The sequence below is a fragment of the Mycobacterium sp. ENV421 genome, from assembly GCF_002887815.1.
In the GTDB taxonomy this organism is placed as follows: domain Bacteria; phylum Actinomycetota; class Actinomycetes; order Mycobacteriales; family Mycobacteriaceae; genus Mycobacterium.
Map to the genome: position 1 here is coordinate 1 of NZ_PDHO01000046.1, position 19,952 is coordinate 19,952.

At 63.8% G+C, this 19,952-nt stretch carries 17 protein-coding genes and 3 pseudogenes; 19 read left to right on the forward strand and 1 reads right to left on the reverse strand.

Features of this window, described 5'->3' with window-relative positions:
- Nucleotides 1–247 precede the first annotated feature (247 nt).
- The 18 genes and pseudogenes from CRM90_RS27350 to CRM90_RS30365 all read left to right on the forward strand — a co-directional run.
- Nucleotides 248–430: pseudogene (locus CRM90_RS27350) on the forward strand (aldehyde dehydrogenase family protein); the annotation flags it as partial.
- Nucleotides 430–621: pseudogene (locus tag CRM90_RS27355) on the forward strand (DUF779 domain-containing protein); the annotation flags it as partial. The pseudogenes CRM90_RS27350 and CRM90_RS27355, both read left to right, overlap by 1 nt.
- Before the next feature lie 35 nt (nucleotides 622–656).
- Nucleotides 657–1,442, forward strand: a complete 786-nt coding sequence (locus CRM90_RS27360; RefSeq protein WP_233209543.1) for an MlaE family ABC transporter permease — start codon at nucleotides 657–659, stop codon at nucleotides 1,440–1,442.
- Between the two features lies 1 nt (nucleotide 1,443).
- On the forward strand, nucleotides 1,444–2,313 hold the full coding sequence (locus CRM90_RS27365) for an MlaE family ABC transporter permease (protein WP_102810030.1): 870 nt from the start codon (nucleotides 1,444–1,446) through the stop codon (nucleotides 2,311–2,313).
- Between the two features lie 19 nt (nucleotides 2,314–2,332).
- Nucleotides 2,333–3,538 carry an MCE family protein gene (locus CRM90_RS27370; RefSeq protein WP_102810042.1) on the forward strand — a complete coding sequence of 402 codons (1,206 nt, stop codon included), beginning with the start codon at nucleotides 2,333–2,335 and terminating at the stop codon, nucleotides 3,536–3,538.
- Entirely contained in the window at nucleotides 3,535–4,569 is a 1,035-nt protein-coding gene (locus CRM90_RS27375; protein ID WP_102810031.1) for a virulence factor Mce family protein, read from the forward strand. The genes CRM90_RS27370 and CRM90_RS27375 overlap by 4 nt, the downstream gene beginning before the upstream one ends.
- Nucleotides 4,566–6,020 (forward strand): MCE family protein, encoded by a 1,455-nt coding sequence (locus tag CRM90_RS27380; protein ID WP_102810032.1) that lies wholly within the window; start codon nucleotides 4,566–4,568, stop codon nucleotides 6,018–6,020. Before CRM90_RS27375 ends, CRM90_RS27380 begins: the two co-directional genes overlap by 4 nt.
- Nucleotides 6,017–7,615 (forward strand): virulence factor Mce family protein, encoded by a 1,599-nt coding sequence (locus CRM90_RS27385; RefSeq protein WP_102810033.1) that lies wholly within the window; start codon nucleotides 6,017–6,019, stop codon nucleotides 7,613–7,615. Before CRM90_RS27380 ends, CRM90_RS27385 begins: the two co-directional genes overlap by 4 nt.
- Nucleotides 7,616–7,710: 95 nt before the next feature.
- Complete coding sequence (locus CRM90_RS27390; RefSeq protein WP_102810034.1) at nucleotides 7,711–8,814, forward strand: MCE family protein; 1,104 nt, start codon at nucleotides 7,711–7,713, stop codon at nucleotides 8,812–8,814.
- Nucleotides 8,815–8,817: 3 nt separating this feature from the next.
- Nucleotides 8,818–10,371, forward strand: coding sequence for an MCE family protein (locus CRM90_RS27395; RefSeq protein ID WP_102810035.1), 1,554 nt, complete (start codon nucleotides 8,818–8,820; stop codon nucleotides 10,369–10,371).
- Nucleotides 10,341–10,964, forward strand: a complete 624-nt coding sequence (locus CRM90_RS27400) for an Rv1363c family protein (RefSeq protein WP_102810036.1) — start codon at nucleotides 10,341–10,343, stop codon at nucleotides 10,962–10,964. Before CRM90_RS27395 ends, CRM90_RS27400 begins: the two co-directional genes overlap by 31 nt.
- A complete protein-coding gene (locus CRM90_RS27405; protein ID WP_233209544.1) occupies nucleotides 10,961–11,944 on the forward strand; it encodes an RDD family protein in 984 nt (327 codons plus the stop codon). The genes CRM90_RS27400 and CRM90_RS27405 overlap by 4 nt, the downstream gene beginning before the upstream one ends.
- On the forward strand, nucleotides 11,941–12,495 hold the full coding sequence (locus tag CRM90_RS27410; protein ID WP_102810037.1) for an Rv1363c family protein: 555 nt from the start codon (nucleotides 11,941–11,943) through the stop codon (nucleotides 12,493–12,495). The genes CRM90_RS27405 and CRM90_RS27410 overlap by 4 nt, the downstream gene beginning before the upstream one ends.
- Nucleotides 12,462–13,136, forward strand: a complete 675-nt coding sequence (locus CRM90_RS27415) for a mammalian cell entry protein (RefSeq protein WP_102810038.1) — start codon at nucleotides 12,462–12,464, stop codon at nucleotides 13,134–13,136. Before CRM90_RS27410 ends, CRM90_RS27415 begins: the two co-directional genes overlap by 34 nt.
- 28 nt (nucleotides 13,137–13,164) lie before the next feature.
- On the forward strand, nucleotides 13,165–14,850 hold the full coding sequence (locus tag CRM90_RS27420; RefSeq protein WP_233209545.1) for a hypothetical protein: 1,686 nt from the start codon (nucleotides 13,165–13,167) through the stop codon (nucleotides 14,848–14,850).
- A 16-nt stretch (nucleotides 14,851–14,866) separates the two neighbouring features.
- The gene (gene adh / locus CRM90_RS27425; protein WP_102810039.1) at nucleotides 14,867–16,384 is read left to right on the forward strand and encodes an aldehyde dehydrogenase; all 1,518 of its coding nucleotides are present in this window, start codon (nucleotides 14,867–14,869) and stop codon (nucleotides 16,382–16,384) included.
- On the forward strand, nucleotides 16,384–16,728 hold the full coding sequence (locus CRM90_RS27430) for a DUF779 domain-containing protein (RefSeq protein WP_102810040.1): 345 nt from the start codon (nucleotides 16,384–16,386) through the stop codon (nucleotides 16,726–16,728). The genes adh and CRM90_RS27430 overlap by 1 nt, the downstream gene beginning before the upstream one ends.
- Nucleotides 16,729–16,744: 16 nt before the next feature.
- Entirely contained in the window at nucleotides 16,745–17,275 is a 531-nt protein-coding gene (locus CRM90_RS30365) for a hypothetical protein (protein ID WP_142391469.1), read from the forward strand.
- Here the strand turns inward: CRM90_RS30365 and CRM90_RS27440 are convergent.
- Nucleotides 17,225–18,564, reverse strand: a pseudogene (locus CRM90_RS27440) (IS256 family transposase). The gene CRM90_RS30365 and the pseudogene CRM90_RS27440 overlap by 51 nt on opposite strands.
- Nucleotides 18,565–18,969: 405 nt before the next feature.
- Here CRM90_RS27440 and CRM90_RS27445 point away from each other — a divergent pair.
- Nucleotides 18,970–19,952: IS1634 family transposase (locus CRM90_RS27445; RefSeq protein ID WP_502693331.1), on the forward strand; the 983-nt coding region annotated here is incomplete at its 3' end.

The following is a 19,952-nucleotide window of genomic DNA, read 5'->3' on the forward strand; positions in this document are numbered from 1 at the left end:
GTGAAGCGGAACCTACGCCCGTGCTCCCCATTTACACCGGATCCCGGACACGACCCCCAGTCGGCGGCTTGACATCTTCATTGAGAGTCCTTTCGAACCAACCGTTCGCCAACCTGGCGGTGCGAGGGTGGTCGTTCGGCGTCGATTGGACCGGCGCTGAGTTGACCACTGGATACCAGACGAGGGGAGTGTCATGGTGTTTGTGCAGCCGGGTGTTGAGGTCAGCGTTGTTGATTTTGCTGATCGGCGGGGGATCAAGGCCGGGCGGGTGTGGACCAACTGCTACCACGACTATCCCGCACACGCGGCGTTCGGCGGGTACAAAAAGTCCGGCATCGGGCGGGAGAACCACAAGATGATGCTTGACCATTACCGGCAGACCAAGAATCTGCTGGTGTCCTACTCGCCGACCAAGCTCGGGTTCTTCTGATGTCCACCCCGGTGGACCTGGTAGACATCGCCGCGCCAGCTGCCGACGTGCTGCGACGACTCATCGCCGCTCACGGGCCGGTGATGTTTCACCAGTCCGGCGGCTGCTGCGACGGCAGCGCCCCCATGTGCTATCCCCAAGGCGAATTCCACACCGGCAACTCCGACGTCCTACTCGGCCAAGCAGCGCGCCTGTCAGGCGGCGAGATCTCTGTCGGGCGGCCGCGGTGACGGCGTCTACCGACCTAGCCAGCCGGCTGAAGGGGCCGTTGGCGCACGTCGGCGGATTTGCGCGAATGAGCTCGCTGGCCGGGCAGGCGCTGTTCCGCAGCCCCCTCGAATGGCGCGAGTTGATCCTGCAGACCTGGTTCCTGATGCGTGTCACGCTCCTGCCGACCATTTTCGCAGCGATACCGCTAACCGTGTTGTTGACCTTCACGCTTAACGTCCTGCTGGCGGAGTTCGGCGCGGCCGACATTTCGGGAGCTGGCGCCGCGCTTGGCGCCGTCACCCAGCTCGGTCCCCTGACAACGGTGCTGGTGGTCGCGGGGGCGGGGTCGACAGCGATATGCGCCGACTTGGGCGCGCGCACCATCCGCGAAGAGATCGATGCCATGGAGGTGATGGGCATCGACCCCATCAGCCGGCTGGTGGTTCCCCGAGTGCTCGCCGCCACGGTGGTGGCCACGCTGCTCAACAGCCTTGTCATCACTGTCGGTTTGGTGGGTGGGTTCTTCTTTAGCGTCTATCTCCAGGGCGTGTCTGGTGGTGCGTACCTGTCCACTCTCACCCTGGTCACCGGTCTGCCCGAAGTGCTCATCGCGACCGTCAAAGCGCTCACCTTCGGACTGATCGCCGGGTTGGTGGGTTGTTACCGAGGTCTGACGGTGTCCGGTGGGGCTAAGGGCGTCGGCACCGCAGTGAATGAGACGGTCGTGCTGTGCGTGATCGCGCTCTACGCGGTGAACGTGATCTTGACAACCATCGGCGTGCGTTTCGGGACGGGGCATTGACATGGCCAACGCTGCCGTCGTGCGTGCCCGCTTCCCTCGAGCGGTGTCGACATTCGACCACTACGCAGGGGCCCCGGCCCGGGCGCTGGACGCTTTCGGGAAGATGGTCTGGTTCACCGTGGCCAGCGTGGGCCAAATCGGGTTCGCTCTGCGCCGGTACCGGGCGGAGACCGTGCGGCTCATCGCGCAGATCGGCATGGGGACCGGCGCGCTGGCCGTCGTCGGCGGCACGATTGCGATCGTCGGCTTCGTGACCCTGTCCGGCAGTTCGCTCGTCGCGATCCAGGGGTTCTCTTCGCTCGGCAACATCGGAGTCGAAGTGTTCACGGGCTTCTTCGCCGCCCTGGTTAACGTACGCATCGCCGCGCCAGTGGTCACCGGCATCGCGTTGGCGGCCACCGTCGGCGCCGGCGCGACTGCCGAACTGGGCGCCATGCGCGTCGGTGAGGAGATCGATGCGTTGGAGGTGATTGGCGTCAAATCGATCGCGTTCCTGGCGTCGACGCGGATCGTGGCGGCCGCAGTGGTGATTTTGCCGCTATACGGGCTGGCGATGGTGATGGCGTTCCTGTCTCCGCAGATCGTCACCACGGTGTTGTACGGGCAATCAAGCGGGACCTACAACCATTACTTCCGGACATTCCTGCGGCCCGACGATGTGTTCTGGTCGTTTGTGGTGGCTGCGGTCATGGCGGTGGTGGTCATGGTCACTCACTGCTACTACGGCTACACAGCGGCCGGCGGCCCGGTCGGGGTCGGCGAGGCCGTCGGTCGATCCATGCGATTTTCACTGGTGGCGGTCGTCGTCGTGGCGATGGCCGCATCGTTGGCGCTTTACGGCGTTGACCCGAATTTCAACCTGACGGTATAGGGCAAGCGAGACGATGTCGATGACGGAAAACGCTTCGCGCACTCCGCCCTTTAAGACTGTCGCGGCGGCGGCGCTGGTGATATTGACGGTGATCGGTGTTGTGATCTTCGTGCAATTTCGCGGCGGTTTCACCGAGAAGCAACCGCTGACGATGCTGGCCGACCGCGCGGGCTTGCTCATCGGAGCGGGGTCGAAGGTGACCCTCAACGGGGTGGAAATCGGCAAGGTGGCCAGCATCAGCGAGGTTCAACGAGACGGCAGGCCGGCGGCGAAGTTCATCCTCGATGTGTCCCCGCGGTATGTGGGCCTCATTCCGGTCAATGTGGATGCTGCGATCAGGGCGACCACGCTTTTCGGCGGCAAATACGTTGCGCTTTCCTCGCCGAAGAATCCGGGCAAACCGATCACCGGTTCCGACGTGATCGACGCGACGTCGGTGTCCACCGAGATCAACACCGTTTTCCAGACGCTGACCTCGATCGCACAAACCGTGGACCCCGTCAAGCTCAACATGACGCTGAGCGGAGCTGCCGACGCTTTGTCGGGGTTGGGCGACAAGTTCGGTAATTCCTTGATCAACGGCAACAAGATCCTGGACAACCTCAACCCCCAGATGGATAGCGTGCACCACGACATCAGGCAACTGGCCGCTGTGGCCGATGTCGTGGCCGACGCGTCACCGGATCTTTGGAACGCCATCGACAAGCTGACAGTCACCGCCCAGACACTCAACGAACAGCAGAAAGACCTCGACGGGACCCTGTTGGCGGCCATTGGTTTCAGCAACACCGCAGCTGACGTGCTGGATCGCAGCCGGCCGAATCTGGCGCAGACATTGCTGCAGCTAGTGCCGACCTCGCAGCTGCTTGACACCTATAGTCCGGAGCTGTTCTGCACGATCCGTAATGCCGCGGAAGTACGAGACGCCGTCGCCAAAGCGGAAGGCCTCGGCAATGGTTATTCCCTGCGCGCTCACACCCAGGTCGTCGGCGGCGCCAACCCGTATGTCTTCCCCGACAACCTGCCTCGGGTCAACGCGCACGGTGGTCCCGGCGGTGCGCCCGGCTGCTGGCAAAAGATCACCCGAGACCTTTGGCCCGCACCGGGACTGGTGCTGGACACCGGTGCCAGCGTCGCCCCCTACAACCATTTCGAGATCGGTTCGCCGTGGGCGAACGAATACGTGTGGGGCCGCCAAGTTGGGGAGTACACGATCAACCCATGAAAATCACCGGAACCGCCATCAAGCTCGGCGCCCTCATGTTGGTGCTGCTGGTCTTTACCGCGATGATCGTCATCGTCTTCGGCCAGATCCGCTTCGACCGGACTGTCGGCTATTCGGCCGAGTTTGCCGCCGTCAGCGGGTTGCAGGAAGGTCAATTCGTGCGCGCCTCCGGGGTAGAGGTGGGCAAAGTCAAGCGGCTGCAGCTCGTGGACGACGGCAAACGAGTTCGGGTCGACTTCGACGTCGATCGCTCACTGCCGCTCTATCAGTCCACCACCGCGCATATCCGCTATGCCAATCTGATCGGTGAGCGCTACTTGGAACTGAAACGCGGCGACAGCGGCGATCGTGTCCTGCCGCCCGGCGGCCTGATCCCACTGGAACACACCCAGCCAGCTCTAGACCTGGACGCGCTCATCGGGGGCTTCCGCCCCGTGTTCCGGGCGCTGGATCCGGCCAAGGTCAACACCATCGCCACGGCGATCATCACGGTGTTCCAGGGGCAGGGCGGCACCATCAACGACATCCTGGATCAGACCGCGCGGCTGACCTCGGCACTGGCCGACCGCGACGAAGTGATCGGCCAGGTGGTGAAGAACCTGGGCACCGTCCTGGACAGCATCATCGCCAAAGCAGGTGATGTCGACGCAACGATCGACAACCTCGAAACACTCATCAGCGGACTCTCCGACCAGCGCAATCCACTGGCCGACAGCGTCGCCAGCTTGAGCGACGCCAGCGGTGCTCTCGCTGATTTGCTCAGTGACAACCGTCCACTTCTGCAGAAAACCATCACCTCGGCAGAAGGCGTCCTGCAGCCGCTCGTCGAACAGTCCAACCAGCTCGACGATCTGCTTCATCGATTGCCAACTGCTCTTACGCTCCTGGGCCGCAGCGCAGGTACCTACGGCGACTTCATCAACCTCTACTTGTGCGACATCACGCTCACCCTCAACGGACTCCAGCCCGGGGGCCCCGTCCGCACGGTTCGACTGACTCAGCAACCAACGGGAAGGTGCACACCTCAATGAGGGCACTCGAACCCCGAAACCGGGTCAGGATCGGAATCATGGCCGTCGTCCTGGCGGTCCTGGTCACCGCAGTCGGGCAGAGTTTCACCAGCGTGCCGATGCTCTTCGCCCAGCCCCGGTTTTACGGCGAGTTCACCGATTCCGGTGCGCTGCACGCCGGAGACAAGGTGCGGATCCTTGGCATGGATGTCGGCACCGTGCAGGAGGTGAAGATTTCCACCCCGCGCGTGGTCGTCCGGTTCACCCTGGGCGGTCAAACCATCGGAACCCTCAGCCGGTTGGCTATCCGCACCGACACCATCTTGGGCAGAAAGGTGCTCGAGATCGAACCGCGCGGCGATCAGCCCCTCCGGCCTGGTGGGACTTTGCCGGTGGGCCAGACCACCACCCCTTACCAGATCTCCGACGCGTTCTTCGACGCCTCGAAGGCTGCGGCCGGCTGGGACTTGGACACGGTGAAACAGTCGCTGCACGTGTTGTCGGACACGATCGACCAGACTTATCCGCATCTGAGCGCCACGCTCAACGGGGTGGAACGGTTCGCCGACACCGTCGGCAAGCGTGATGAGCAGGTTCAGCGTCTCCTCGGCGAGACCAGCAAGGTCGCCGGCGTCCTCGGAATCCACGGCGACCAAATCAACCGCCTGCTGGTGAATGCCCAGTCACTGCTGGCCGCCGTCAACGAGCGCGGCCGGGCGATCGACACGTTGCTCAGCAACGTCAAGGCCGTCGCGGCCCAGGTTCAGGGGTTGATCAACGACAACCCCAACCTGAACCGGGTGCTCAACCAGGTGAACACGATCAGCAACGTGTTGGTCAAGCGGAAAGACGACCTGGTCACCACCGTCACCGAACTCGGCAAGTTCGTTGCGTCGCTGTCCGAGATCGTTTCTTCGGGACCGTATATCAAGGCCGCAATTTTCAATCTCGTGCCCTACCAGCTGCTACAGCCCTTCGTCGACGCGGCGTTCAAGGAGCGGGGCATCGACCCCGAGAACTTCTGGCGCGGGGCGGGACTGCCGGCGTTCCAGTGGCCTGATCCCAACGGCACCCGATTTCCCAACGGCGCGCCACCGCCAGCGCCGCCAGTGCTGGAGGGCACCCCGGAGCATCCAGGCCCGGCTGTGCCGAAAGGTTCGCCGTGCTCCTACACGCCGCCCGCCGACGGACTGCCGCGCCCCGGTGATCCACTGCCCTGTGTGAACTTGAACGTCGGCCCCTTCGGCGGTCCCGAGTTTCCGTCACCTGTTGACATTCAAACTTCCGCGCCGAATCCCAACGGTCTGCCACCGACACCGGGTGTCCCGGCGGCGGGTGTGCCCGGCGCACCGCCACCGGACGCCCCCGGCACACCCGTGCCGTTGCCGCAAGCACCGCCGGGGGCCCGGACGGTGCCGCTGCCCACGGCGCCGTCGACTGCACCTAACGACGGGGGAGGGAGTGGGCAGTGAGCACGGTATTCAACATTGAACGCCTGCGGTTCTCGAAGAAGTCGCTGGCCATCGCCTCGCTGGTAGTGGTTGTGACGCTGTGCGCTGGATACGCGGGGTGGCGGCTCTACAGCAAGTTGACGACTAACACAATCGTCGCTTATTTCGAGCAGGCGAACTCGCTGTACCCGGGAGACGATGTCGCGATCATGGGCGTGACGGTCGGCTCGGTCGACAAGATCGAACCGGCAGGCGACAAGATGAAGGTGACGTTCCACTACGACAGTAAGTACAAGGTGCCTGCCGATGCCAAGGCGGTGATCCTCAACCCCACCCTCGTCGCGTCGCGCAACATCCAATTGGAGCCAGCCTACGATGGCGGTCCGGTGTTGACGAACAATACGGTGCTGCCCGTCGAGCGCACCCGGGTGCCGGTCGAATGGGATGAGCTGCGCGACAGCATCGGCAAGACCGTAGCGGCGCTGGGCCCGACGCCTGAGCAGCCCAAGGGGCCGTTCGGCGACGCCATCGAGTCCCTCGCCGACGGCTTGTCTGGCAAGGGCGAGGCGATCAACAAGTCCCTCAACACCCTTTCGACGGCGTTGACCGCGCTCAACGAGAGCCGCGGCGAAACGTTCGCGGTCCTGCGCGGACTGGCCACGTTCCTCAACGCGCTTCAAATCAATGAGCAGCAGTTGATTTCGCTCAACGACAATCTGGCGCAACTGACGTCGAGTCTGACACCCAACGACCACGAGGTCGCCGATGCGGTCGAGGAACTCAACAGCCTTCTTCCCCAGCTCCGCCGGTTCCTCAACGAGAACGGCCACGTGCTGACCACCGATGTGAACAATCTGTCCACCGCAACGACGCCCCTGGCGCAACCCGACCAGGCCCAGGCCCTGGAGACCTTTCTGCACGTATTTCCGACCTTCGCGGCCAACGTCAACAATGCGTACCACCCCAGTCACGGATCTTTGACCATCATTCCGGCGGTCACCAACTTCGCGAACCCGTTACAGCTGGTATGCAGCATGATCCAGGCAGGAAGCCGGCTGGGCTATCAGGACTCCGCGGAGCTGTGCGCGCAATATCTGACGCCGGTCCTCGACGCCATCAAGTTCAACTACTTGCCGTTCGGTCTCATGCCGTTCAGCACCGCGGAGACCCTCCCCAAGGAGGTCGCCTACTCCGAGCCGCGATTGCAGCCACCCCCAGGCTACAAAGACACCACTGTTCCGGGGATCTTCTCTCGCGACACACTCTTGTCGCACGGCAATTACGAGCCCGGCTGGATAACAGCGCCGGGAATGCAAGGGGTGCAAGTCCGGCCACGTACCGCTGATTTGCTCATGCCGCAGTCGTTGGCCGAGCTGATGGGTGGCCCCGATGCTGCACCGCCCCCCCAGGCGGGCCCCAACCTGCCGGGCCCACCCAACGCCTACGACGAGAACAATCCTCTGCCGCCGCCGTGGTATCCGCAACCAGCGGCGCCGCCGCGGGCTGGACCTGACGTCATTCCGGGGCCGGTCGCCCCGACGCCCGCGCCACCGGCGCCGGCCCCGCCGCCGGGACCGCCTCTGCCCGCAGAACTACCGACGGGATCGGGCCAGTGATCGCGGCCAGGACGCGCAGTGCGCTGGCCCCGCAGCGTTGTGGCGCCGTCGGCCCGCGCCTCGCACGCCGCAGCTGGCAAGGACTTGCGGTGCTTATGGTCACCTTATCTATCGCCTCGTGCGGACAGTGGCGTGGCATCTCCAATGTGCCGATACCCGGCGGTCCCGGCAGCTCGTCTGGCTCCTACACAGTCTACGTGCAGATTCCAGACACGCTAGGGCTCACACCCAACAGCAAGGTGCTCGTGGCGGACGTCTACGTCGGCCAGGTGCGCGAGATCACCCTCAACAACTGGACCGCGACCCTCACCCTCGATCTGCAAAAGGGTGTGGAGCTGCCCCGCAACGCGAAGGCAAAGATCGGCCAAACGAGCCTGCTGGGCACCCAACATCTAGAGCTGTCCGCGCCGCCGCAAGATCCATCGCCGCAACGACTGCAGAACGGCGACACGATCGAGTTGGCGAATTCTTCGGCGTATCCGACGACCGAGCAGACACTGGCCAGCATCGCCACCCTCATCCACGGGGGAGGTGTCGCGAATCTGGAGGTGATTACCAACGAGGTCTACGACATCGTGAACGGACGCGCCGAACAGATTCGCGCCCTCCTCGACAAGTTGGACACCTTCACCGCCAAGCTCGAACTCCAGATCGGCGACATCACCCACGTTATTGACTCAGCGGACCGGCTGCTGGCCATCGCCGCTCAGCACAACAACAGCTTAAAAGAGGCCCTGGTGCAGTTGCCTCCACTGGTCAAATACCTGGCGGATTCGCGCGGCCGCGTGATCGACGCCGTCGAGTCGCTCGGTCGGTTCAGCGACGTCACCCAGCAGACCGTCGACCAGTCAGCGACGAACCTCAACCGCAACTTGGTGTCGCTGCAGCGCCCGCTCGCGCAACTCGTTCGGGCCGCACCATTTGTCGTGCCCGCGCTGAAACTGGCGCTGACGGCGCCGTTCGACGTCGACGCGGTGCCGAAAACATTCCGCGGCGACTTCATCAACACCTCGCTTAACGTCGATCTGACACTCAGTGCCATCGACAACGGCTTACTCACCGGAACGGGGGTCTCGGGAATGGCCCGCGCGCTTGAGCAGTCCTGGGGTCGCGATCCGGCCACGATGATCCCCGATGTGCGGTTCACACCCAACCCGAACGACGCCCCAGGCGGTCCGCTGGTGGAGCGGGGCCGGTAACTGATGAACAGGCGACTTGTTCGAACACAGCTGATCGTGTTCAGTGTCGTAGCCTTGATCACGCTGCTCGTGCTGGGCGTTTACTATCTACGGCTGCCGTCCTACAGCGGCGTCGGGCAATACACCTTGAACGCTGAGCTGCCAACATCGGGCGGCCTGTACCGCACAGCGAACGTCACCTATCGGGGTGCCACGATCGGCAAGGTCACCTCCGTGGAACCGACGAAGGCCGGTGTTCACGTCACCATGAGCATCGACGATCGCTACAAAATTCCGATCGACGCGACCGCAAACGTTCACTCGGTGTCCGCCGTGGGGGAGCAGTACATCGACCTGGTCTCCAACAGAAACCCAGGCAATGCGGACTTCCAGCCGGGGCAGACCATCACCAAGGGTGCGGTGCCCAAGGACATCGGGGAAGCTCTCGATGCTGTGGAGCGCGGCCTGGCCGCTCTGCCGAAGGATAAGATCGCCGCGCTGCTTGATGAAACATCGCAGGCGGTGGGTGGCCTGGGTCCAGCACTCCACCGACTGGTCGACTCGACGCAGTCACTGTCGGGCGAGTTGGCGGCCAATACCGGTGACATCAACGACATCATCGGAAAGTCCACACCGCTACTCAACAGTCAGGCCGCTTCCGGCGACGAAATCAGGGAATGGATTCACAATCTCAGCGTCGTCGCGACCCAGACCGCACAAAAGAATTCGCAGCTAAAGGGCGTATTGGCTAATGCCGCACCGACGCTCGATGAGGCCAATGGAGTGGTTGGCGGCCTGCGCGATTCGCTCCCACAGACTCTTGCCAACCTCCAAGTCGTAACCGGCCTGCTGCTGCGTTATCGCCAAGGCGTCGAGCAGGTGCTGGTGTTGCTGCCCCAGGTCGGGTCGGTCGCCCAGACGACGACCCTGGCATTCCCGGGGGAAGCCCGCATCGACCTGGGGTTGGCGATCAATCAACCACCGCCGTGCTTGACCGGATTTGTTCCGGCGTCGCAGTGGCGGTCTCCGGCCGACACCAGCATCGCCCCGCTGCCAGCGGGGACCTATTGCAAGATTGCCCAGGAAACCACCGCCAATGCGGTCCGCGGCGCCCGCAACATCCCCTGTGTCGACGTCCCCGGCAGAACCGCAGCCACACCGCAGGAGTGCCGCAGCGGAGAGCCCTACGTCGCACAGGGCACCAATCCGTGGTACGGCGACCCGGACCAGATCGTGAACTGCCCGGCACCGGCAGCACGCTGCGATCAGCCGGTCAAACCAGGCCGAGTGATTCCGGCGCCGACGGTGGATACGGGGTTGAACCCGGCGCCCGCCGATCAGTTACCGGGGACGCCGCCTCCGGTAAGCGACCCGCTGTCACCGGCAGGCACTGGGACGGTCGACTGTAATGGGCAGCAACCCAACCCATGCGTGTACAGCCCGGCGCTGCCACCGACCGCGGCTTATCAAGCCTCGCCTGCTCAGATCACCGGACCCGACGGCGTGAGATACACGGTCGACAACTCGATCAATTCAGGAGACGACGGATGGAAGCGAATGCTGGCACCAGCGGGCTGAGTGAGCCCGCTGCTGCTGCTGCCACTGGCGATGTCGCCGATGTGGCACGGCTGGCCATCGACGTCGCGGCTGAACCGGACACTTGGCGACGTTCTTGGCATCAGCACCGCCGATGGCTGATCGCCTCCGCCGCTGCGTTGATTCTGTTGGCGCTCGGCACGGGATTTGCGGGCTACAAGGCCGTCCACGCGCACCGGGCGAGCGAAGTCCTTGAACGCGCCAACGCGGCGGCGATTTCGGTGGCAAAAGACTGTGTTGCGGCGACTCAACCGCCGGACAAGTCGGCGCTGCCCGCTGCCCAGCGCGAGCTCATCGAGTGCTCGACCGGAAACTTCGGCGCGCAGGCCGCGTGGTACGCAGCCGTGCTGGAACAGGCCTACCAAGCTGCCGACGTTCATGTCCAATTGGCGGAAATGCACGCGGCCATCGAACGCAACAACGATGACGGCTCAGTCGTTGCCCTGTTGGCTTTCCGCTCCAAGGTGTCCCAGCCCGGGATGGCTGACCGGGAGAACAGCTACCGGGTGAGGGTGAAGATGGTGTCCGAAGGTGGGCAGTTCAAGGTCGCCGAACTGGATCAGGTGGCCAAGTGACCGTGGCCGACACCGAATCGCAGCCCATCACAAAGGACGCCGGCACGCCCGCGGACCCGGCGGTGGTCGCATCCTATCGGGCACGTGCGGCGGCGCTCGCCCTGGACGTGCTACCCGGCGCGGCGGTATTCGCTGCAACAGCGCTTGTCGCGTTGTCGGTCCCGCAGCGCAGTCCGTGGTGGTGGGCGTGTTTGTCGATAGCGGCCACCGCGGTGCTGTGGACGTCGGTCAACCGCTTGATATTGCCGGCGGCCGTGGGCCACAGCGTCGGGCGGGCGGTTTTCGGCATCGCGGTTGTGCGCCCGAGCGGGTCGCCGGTGGGACCGTGGCGGCTGCTGCTTCGAGATTTGGCGCACCTAATCGACACGGTCCCACTATTTGTCGGCTGGCTCTGGCCCCTATACGACCGACGGCGACGAACATTCGCCGACATCCTGCTGCAAACCGAGTCGCGCCCGCTCGCCTCGCGCTGGCCAGAGCCCAAGCTTCGACGTCTCGCCGGCAGTGTGTTAGCCGCTGTCGCGGTGCTGTGCGGGGCCAGTGCTGGGTTCAGTTATTTTGTTGTGCGCCAACACGACCGGGCAATTCTAGGCACCGAACGCCAGATCGCAGAACAGGGGCCGCACATGGTCGAGCAGATCTTGAGCTACCACCCCGAAACCTTAAAAGGCGACTTCGACCACGCCCAATCCCTGGTGACCGACAACTACCGCGCGCACCTGACCACCCAACAGCAGGCAATCCAGAAATCTGGCGCCGTGCGCAACGAGTATTGGACGACGGACAGTGCGGTGCTGAGCGCGACCGACGACCGGGCAACGATGCTCGTGTTCTTGCAGGGTCAGCGGGGTGCGCCGCCCGATCAGCGCTACATCACCGCATCGGTGCGGGCGACATTTGTGAAGGCGGGATCGCTAGGATGGCGCGTCGACGACGTCGCGGTCATCACCAAACCGCAACCGGCAGAGGCGCGGCAATGAGTCCGCGGCGCCGACTGGACGGCGCGGAGGAGCTCGGGTTCGGCGCACCACCCCCTTCGCGACGGCGCCGTTGGAGCTTGCCGGTGTCCGCGATTTGCGCCGCGGCGGTCGCGGTCACGGCGATAGCGTTGTGCAGTTGGGTGCTCATCGCGCACGAAAAGCGAGCGCGGGCGAACATCACAGATGCGGCCGCGCTGGGCTACGTGCGCGCGTTCATGACGGACTTCACCTCACCGGATCCCTTTCACGCAAACGAATACGCAGATCGCATACTGGCCCAAGCGACCGGCGAATTCGCCGAGCAATATCGTCAGAACGAGAACGCAATCCTGGTCGGCGTCGCCCAGTCCGAGCCGACGACGGGAACCATCCTCGACGCGGGCATTTCGCGACGGAACGATGACGGCAGCTTCGACGTACTGGTCGTGACGAAATTCAGCTCAAGATCGCCAGACGGCAAGCTCGTGATGGAGCGAGCGAACCGCTGGGTCGTCACGGCCAAACCGGAAGGAGACCAGTGGAAGATCAGCAGCCTGATCCCGATGATCTGACCGCGACACCGCCCGCAGACGACCCCTCGAGCGCCCAGCCCAGCGAGCCCGAAGCGGATGTCGCCGAGGATCGCGGCGCACGCGCCCAAACATCTGAGGACATCGAGTCGCCGGACACCGCGCAGCGGTCCGGCGGCTGGCTGGTCGCCCTAGTTGGCGGGGCTGCTGCGCTTTTCGTCGCTGCCGCGGCGTTCACCGGTGCAGTGCTACATCCCCTCGTGGCCGATCGTGCACTCGCAGCCACCCGAATGGATGTTGCGCGGACCGCGGCCGCCGCGGTCACCGCATTGTGGACGTACACCCCCGAGACCATCGACAAACTGGCCGAGCGTGCCCGGCAGTACCTCAGCGGCGACTTCTATGCTCAATACCGCAAATTCGTCGAAGCAGTGGCTACGCCCAACAAACAAGCCCAAGTCACCGACAGCACCTACGTAGTGGGGGTGGGGGTTGAGTCGCTGGAAGGACCAGACGCGGTTGCGTTGGTCTTCACCAACACAACGGCGACCAGCCCGATGACCAAGAACATCCCCTCACTGAAGTACGTGGCCTACCGAGTGTCGATGAAACGCAACGGATCCCAGTGGCTGGTGACCAACATGTCGACCATCAGCTTCATGGACATGACACCGCAAATCTAGAAATCCAGCGGCTACTAAGGAGACGCATATGCGCGGCAAATCCGTTCCGGCCTGTTGGGCCGTGGTCACACTGGTCGGCGTGATCGTCATCATCCTGGTCGTGTCGTGGCAGTTGTTCCCCCGACTCACCGGCGCGCAAGCGATGGTCGACGACCTGACCCCGGCGTTCACCGTCGACCGGGTCAAGGGCGACCGCGGGGGCATCGAGATGGTCTCGGCTGCAACGAATGCCGCCGACGCGATGATGCATCCCCACGGCGCGGCGGCCGAATATCCCGAACTCATCAACATGGTTGCGCAACGAACTGGACGATCTCGTCAGGAAGCACAAGCGTTGATGCGCAACGATTTCCCGGCGATCAACGGATTTCTCGCGGCATTGCCCCTGCCCGAAGTGAGCGCCGAACTACCCAAGCTCGTGCACTACCTGGGTACCGCCCTGTTCCTGACACCCGCCCAGGTAGATGAGATGCTGGCCAGAGATTACCCCGCGATCTACCAGGTGATCCAAAACCTGCCGAAGCTCACCGACGGCTGGGAGGCGATACCTGGCACTGAGCACCTCACCCGATTCGACGCCACCCCGGTGCGGTCCATGCCACAGATGCGAACGTACCTCAGCGAGGAGTTGGTGGCTCCCGTCGAGCGCCAACAGAGCAACTTTCGTCCGCTGGGCGTTCGCGGCGGTGTCGGCTTCCTCGCCCCGCTGCTGCTGATACTCGGCATCATCGTCGTCATGTTTGGCACCGCGATGTTCGTCGTAACCTGGCGACGGGTGCCTCGGAACCCGACCAGATTCGCATGGGTTGTTGTCTCGGTCGTCGGTATCGCCATCGTCGGACTGGTGCTCGCATTGAACCTCTTCCCCCGCCTCATCGGTGGGCAAACATTACTCGAGGACACCCGGCCGATGTTCGCCAAGGAACGTGTCGTCGGCGACCGCGCTGGGATCGAGTTCATCGATGTATTCGTCAACGCTCTGGGTCCTGCCGTTCCCCCAGATGGCGGTGCGGCCGAGGAATATCCGAAGTTGCTTGACCAGGTGGCCCAAAAAGTGGGCGTTCCGGTCCAGCGCGTCCGCGAATTGGTCCACTCGTTTTTCCCCCACACTGCCAATCTGCTCGACGGTGTCCCGTTTTCAGCCGCCACCGCCGATGCGGCTCGGCTGGTGGATTTCCTGGCCGGCGAGTCGAACGTGTCGAGCGAACAGATGTACAACACTTTGCGGTCGGATTTCCCGCAGACCTATCGGTTGATCACCAATCTGAGGCTCGTCACCACCGGCTGGAAGGACGTGCCCGGCACCGAGAACCTCACCCGGTTTGACGGAACGCCGGCCCGGACGGTTCCTCTTGTCAGGGATTACTTCCGAGACGACGTCATCCCCGCGCTGGAACGCCAACAGCGCAATTACGTCATCGTCGACACGAACTGGCCGCCGCTGGTCGTGTTCGCCCCGCTTCTCACCGTCGTCGGTATTGCTGTGGCGCTCTTCGGCGTCTATATCGGCCACCTGACCAGAAAGCAGCTCCGGCGGTCAGGCATGGAGGAACCTGGCCCGCCAGTGCGGGCCGACATGCCGACTCCCGCCCCCGCGAGCTGCGGAAGAGCGCATCTCACAAGAGGTAGACACCAACCGTTCACCAACCTGACAGTGCAAGACTGGACTATCCACGCTGGCGCTAGGGGCATCAGCGGTTGGCTGGTCTTTTAGGGAATGGAGGAGTGTCATGGCGTTTGTGCGGCCGGGTGTTGAGGGCAGCATTGTTGATTTTGCTGATCGGTATGACAATTTCATTGGTGGTGAGTGGGTTGCGCCGGTGCAGGGGGGGTATTTCGGTAATACCTCGCCGGTGACCGGTGAGGTGTTCACGCAGGTGGCGCGGTCCTCTGCGGCGGATGTGGAGTTGGCGTTGGATGCCGCGCACGCGGCGGCGGAGCGGTGGGCGGCGACGTCGCCGGCGGAGCGTTCGCGTGTGTTGCTGCGGATCGCCGATCGCATCGAGGAGCATCTGGAATCGTTGGCGGTCGCCGAGACCTGGGATAACGGGAAGGCGGTGCGGGAGACGCTGGCCGCCGATTTGCCGTTGGCGGTGGATCATTTCCGGTATTTCGCGGGGGTGTTGCGGGCGCAGGAGGGTTCGATCGCGCAGGTCAGCGAGGACACGGTCGCCTATCACTTCCATGAGCCGTTGGGAGTGGTGGCTCAGATCATCCCGTGGAATTTTCCGATTTTGATGGCGGCGTGGAAGGTGGCGCCGGCGTTGGCGGCGGGTAACTGTGTGGTGTTAAAGCCCGCCGAGCAGACTCCGGTGTCGATTTTGAAGGTGATCGAGGTGATCGCCGATGTGCTGCCGGCCGGGGTGCTCAATGTGGTCAACGGTTTCGGGGTAGAGGCGGGCAAACCGTTGGCGTCTAGCCCGCGGGTGGCCAAGGTGGCTTTTACCGGGGAGACCACTACGGGTCGGTTGATCATGCAATACGCCAGCGAGAACATCATCCCGGTGACGTTGGAGCTGGGTGGTAAGAGCCCGAATATTTTCTTGGCCGATGTGGCCGCGGCCGACGACGAGTTTTTGGACAAGGCCGTTGAGGGTTTTGTGATGTTCGCCCTCAATCAGGGTGAGGTGTGCACGTGCCCGTCGCGGGCGTTGATCCATTCGTCGATCTTCGATGAGTTCATCAGCCGTTGCGTGGCGCGCACCGAGGCCATTGTTAGTGGGGATCCGCTGGATCCGGCCACCATGATCGGCGCGCAGGCCAGCAATGACCAGTTCGAGAAGATCATGTCCTACATCGACATCGGCCGCAAAGAGGGTGCCGAGGTGCTCACCGGGGGCGGGGCACGCAAGGTGGCCGAGTACCCGGGTGGTTACTACGTGGAGCCCACCATCTTCAGGGGCACCAACGATATGCGGGTCTTCCAGGAGGAGATTTTCGGTCCGGTGGTGTCGGTGACCACGTTTGATTCCACCGATGAAGCGCTCAAGCTGGCTAACGACACCCTCTACGGGTTGGGGGCTGGGGTGTGGACGCGTGACGCCAACACCGCCTACCGGTTGGGCCGTGGTATCAAGGCCGGGCGGGTGTGGACCAACTGCTATCACGACTATCCCGCGCACGCCGCGTTCGGCGGCTACAAGAAGTCTGGTATCGGGCGCGAGTGCCACAAGATGATGCTCGATCATTATCAGCAGACCAAGAACTTGTTGGTGTCCTACTCGCCGACCAAACTCGGGTTCTTCTGATGCCCACCCCGGTGGACCAGGTGGATATCACCCCCCGAGCCGCCGAGGTGCTACAACGACTCATCACCATCCACGGGCCGGTGATGTTTCACCAGTCCGGTGGCTGTTGTGACGGCAGCGCACCCATGTGCTACCCCCAGGGGGAATTCCGCACCGGCAACTCCGATGTCCTACTCGGCCACCTCCTTGATGAGACACCGTTCTGGATGAGCGCCGATCAATACGCGCTGTGGAAGCACACTCGCCTTACCATCGACGTCACCGAAGGCCGGGGGGCTGGTTTCTCGTTGGAGGCGCCGGAAGGCGTACGGTTTCTGATCCGCTCGGATCTGTGCGTCAGGTGACCAGGTGAGGTTGGCCGTGATCGAACCCCAATCAAACGCGGGCGCACGCCTTGAATTTAGAGGAAATGGCGACGGTGAGGTCGTTATCACTGGGGACGGTGTGCTTTCCGCCGAGATGACATCACCGGGCCACCGCGAGCGGTTGCGCTTGCATTCGGCTCAATCCCGCCTGGTGATGGACCGGCGGAGCCGCATACTGGATGCCCCCGAAAGCCGATCGCGACCGCCGGCGGCCAGAAGCCCCGCCCTTGTGCGGCAAGTTGTTTCATCTATCAGCGCAGATCGCTTTGAGCAACAAATGGTCGAATTCGTCATCCGCTGGAGCCAGTACGGCGGCGGTTCGGCTGCGGATATTTTCGTCGAATTCGGGCTCTCCGAAATCGAGTTCTTTCGACGGGTCTTGGCGTTGATTGAGGCTGCAAGTTTCTGCCTCGATGTCGACCGAGGGGTGCACCAACGGATTCGGCGCGTATGCATGGCGCGCCTGGGTGGCTGGTCAAGTCCAGGTACGTGGTGTATGATGTCGTCGTGTGATTCTTCGATGTGATGGTTCAAGCGGTAGTGCTGCGGGGGTGGTCTCTTGTTCTGTCGGGGTGTCGTTGGTGGCGCGTGATTTGCTGAGGACGTCGAGGCCGAGGTAGCGCCGGGATTCGGCCCATTCGTCGTATTGTTCGGCCAGCACGGCGCCAACCCGTCGGATCAGGGCGTTGCGGTCGGGGAAGATGCCGACGACGTCAGTGCGCCGGCGGATCTCCTTGTTGAGCCGCTCGATGGGATTTGTAGTTCTCAAGTGGATCCAGTGGTCGGCCGGGTGGTGGTAAAAGGCCAGCAGCTGGTCGAGGTCGTCGGTGATCTTGGCGACCGCCTTCGGGAATTTCGCGCCGTAGGCGGACCTCGAACGCCTTTAGGGCATCCAGCGCGTGGCGCTTGTCTTCGGCGTTCCAGATCTCCGCGAGCGCCTTCTTCGCCCCCGGGTGCACCGACTTCGGCAGCGCGGCAAGAACACGAGCTCTTATGGAACCAGCACCGCTGTTCACGAGTCTCCGGGAACACCTCGCGCAGCGCGCCTCAGAACCCCAGTGCGCCGTCGCCGATCGCCAGCACCGGCGTCCGCATGCCGCGGCGGCGGCAGTCGCGCAACAGATCCGCCCACGACTCGGTCGCCTCACGGTAGCCGTCAGCCGGCGCCACCAGTTCCTTGCGGCCGTCCGCGCGCAGCCCGATCAGCACCAACAGGCACAGCTTGGCCTCCTCGAGGCGCACGTTGACATGGATCCCGTCGGCCCACAGGTACACGAAGTCCACGCCCGAGAGGTCGCGCTCGCCGAACGCGCGGGTCTCGGCCTTCCAGGTCTCGGTGAGCCGGGTGACCGTCGAGGCGGACAGGCCCTTGCTGCTGCCGAGGAACTGCCCCAGCGCCGGCACGAAGTCGCCGCTGGACAGCCCGTGCAGGTACAGCAGCGGCAACACCTCCTCGATGCGCGGTGTCTTGCGCGCCCACGCCGGCAGGACCGCCGAGGAAAATCGCTGCTGCTCAAAGGTTTCCGGGTCGACGCGCTTGTCGTTCACGCGCGGCGCGACCACCGGCACCGACCCGGCGCTGGTCAACACCTCCCGCGGGGCGTGCGAGCCGTTGCGCACCACCAGCCGATGCCCGTTCTCGTCACGCACCTCGGCGAAACGGGCGATGTAATCGTCGACCTCGGCCCGCAACGCCTCGGCCAGCATCCGACGGGCGCCCTCGCGCACGATCTCATCGATCAACGACGACGACACCGACGTCGTCGCATCAGCGGTCGTGTCACGGTCGGAGGAATCAGAAACTACAGTGAGCACGGGACGTACCTTCCCGACCAGCGTTGGCGCGCCGGTCTAGCTTGGAACCTTCATTCGGTCACCCGGGAAGGTACGCCCCTTCCCGAGTGATGGACGATGCGGTGGAAACCTGCCTTGAATGCGTTCGTGGTCACCTTCGCCGACCGATTCCCGGCAGCTGAAACCTACTGATGAAACCGCCGGAAACACCGTTAGCGCGATGGTCCCCGCCTGGTAACCTGCGGCCCAAGCTGTACCTGAGACTCGCCGATTTCAGCGCTTGGGGGGCGGTCTTTCGTGCTTCAGGATGAGACCTGACTTTTGTCACCGGTGGCGGTCTGGCGATTCTGTAGATCGTTGACCTGCGTATTCGTTGTCGTCTTGGTGCGGATTTGTGCACTAGCCGGTGGCCCGTAGGGTGCCTGGGTGGCCTATGTGCGCACCGTGAAGACGTCATCGGGGGCGACCGCGGTGCAGATCGTGTGGTCCACCCGGCAGGGCTCCCGCAAGATCGAGCACCTCGGGTCGGCGCACGACGACGCCGGGGTCGCGGCACTGAAGGCCGCCGCCGCGCAGCGCCTGGCCGCCGGCCAGGCGCAACTGGATCTGGGTCTGGAGGAACGCTCTGCGGCCGAGCCGTTGCCGATCACGTCCTCGAAGTCCGCGCTGCTGTGGGACGCGTTGTGTGCTGCTTACGCCCAGTTGGGGTTCGACAAGGCCGCCGGTGGCGATGAGGCGTTTCGTCAGCTGGTGTTGGCGCGGATCATCGAGCCGACCAGCAAGGCCGATTCACTGCGGGTCATCGACGAGACCGGCGTGGCGCCGGTGTCGTATCCCACGCTCAACCGGCGCTTGCCGGTGTTCGCTAAACCCGCTTTCCGACAGGCACTTTCAACTGCGTGCGCGGCGCGTGCGAAACTCGGGCCGGCCAGCCTGGTGCTTTACGACGTCAGCACCTTGCACTTCGAGACCGATGCCGGTGACGGATTCCGCGAACCAGGGTTCAGCAAGGAACGCCGGCTGGACCCACAAATAACTCTCGGGTTGCTCACCGACGCGGCCGGCCTGCCACTGTCGGTGGCGGCGTTCGAGGGCAACCGGGCCGAGACCGCCACGATGCTGCCAGTGATCAACGCCTTCAAGACCGCCCATCAACTCACCGACGTGACCGTGGTCGCCGACGCGGGCATGATCTCCGAGGCCAACCAGGTCGCCCTGGCGGCCGCCGGCCTGACCTACATCCTCGGCGCGAGGATCCCGTTCCTTCCCGACGTAGTCCGCGAATGGCGCGACAGACATCCCGATGAAGCGTCAACCGAGAGCTGGAGGCCAAGACCCGCGCCCTGGCCGGCTGGAAGGGTTATGCCGATGTTGGGGTTATGCCGACCGGCGGCGGGTCGTGCCTGGTG

What these genes read in the sequence shown, in the direction of transcription:
- CRM90_RS27375 (WP_102810031.1), top strand. Translation starts at nt 3,535, where the DNA reads ATGAAAATCACCGGAACCGCCATCAAGCTCGGCGCCCTCATGTTGGTG.
- CRM90_RS27395 (WP_102810035.1), top strand. Translation starts at nt 8,818, where the DNA reads ATGAACAGGCGACTTGTTCGAACACAGCTGATCGTGTTCAGTGTCGTA.
- CRM90_RS27365 (WP_102810030.1), top strand. Translation starts at nt 1,444, where the DNA reads ATGGCCAACGCTGCCGTCGTGCGTGCCCGCTTCCCTCGAGCGGTGTCG.
- CRM90_RS27380 (WP_102810032.1), top strand. Translation starts at nt 4,566, where the DNA reads ATGAGGGCACTCGAACCCCGAAACCGGGTCAGGATCGGAATCATGGCC.
- CRM90_RS27430 (WP_102810040.1), top strand. Translation starts at nt 16,384, where the DNA reads ATGCCCACCCCGGTGGACCAGGTGGATATCACCCCCCGAGCCGCCGAG.
- adh (WP_102810039.1), top strand. Translation starts at nt 14,867, where the DNA reads ATGGCGTTTGTGCGGCCGGGTGTTGAGGGCAGCATTGTTGATTTTGCT.
- CRM90_RS27400 (WP_102810036.1), top strand. Translation starts at nt 10,341, where the DNA reads ATGGAAGCGAATGCTGGCACCAGCGGGCTGAGTGAGCCCGCTGCTGCT.
- CRM90_RS27370 (WP_102810042.1), top strand. Translation starts at nt 2,333, where the DNA reads ATGACGGAAAACGCTTCGCGCACTCCGCCCTTTAAGACTGTCGCGGCG.
- CRM90_RS27390 (WP_102810034.1), top strand. Translation starts at nt 7,711, where the DNA reads ATGGTCACCTTATCTATCGCCTCGTGCGGACAGTGGCGTGGCATCTCC.
- CRM90_RS27420 (WP_233209545.1), top strand. Translation starts at nt 13,165, where the DNA reads ATGCGCGGCAAATCCGTTCCGGCCTGTTGGGCCGTGGTCACACTGGTC.
- CRM90_RS27410 (WP_102810037.1), top strand. Translation starts at nt 11,941, where the DNA reads ATGAGTCCGCGGCGCCGACTGGACGGCGCGGAGGAGCTCGGGTTCGGC.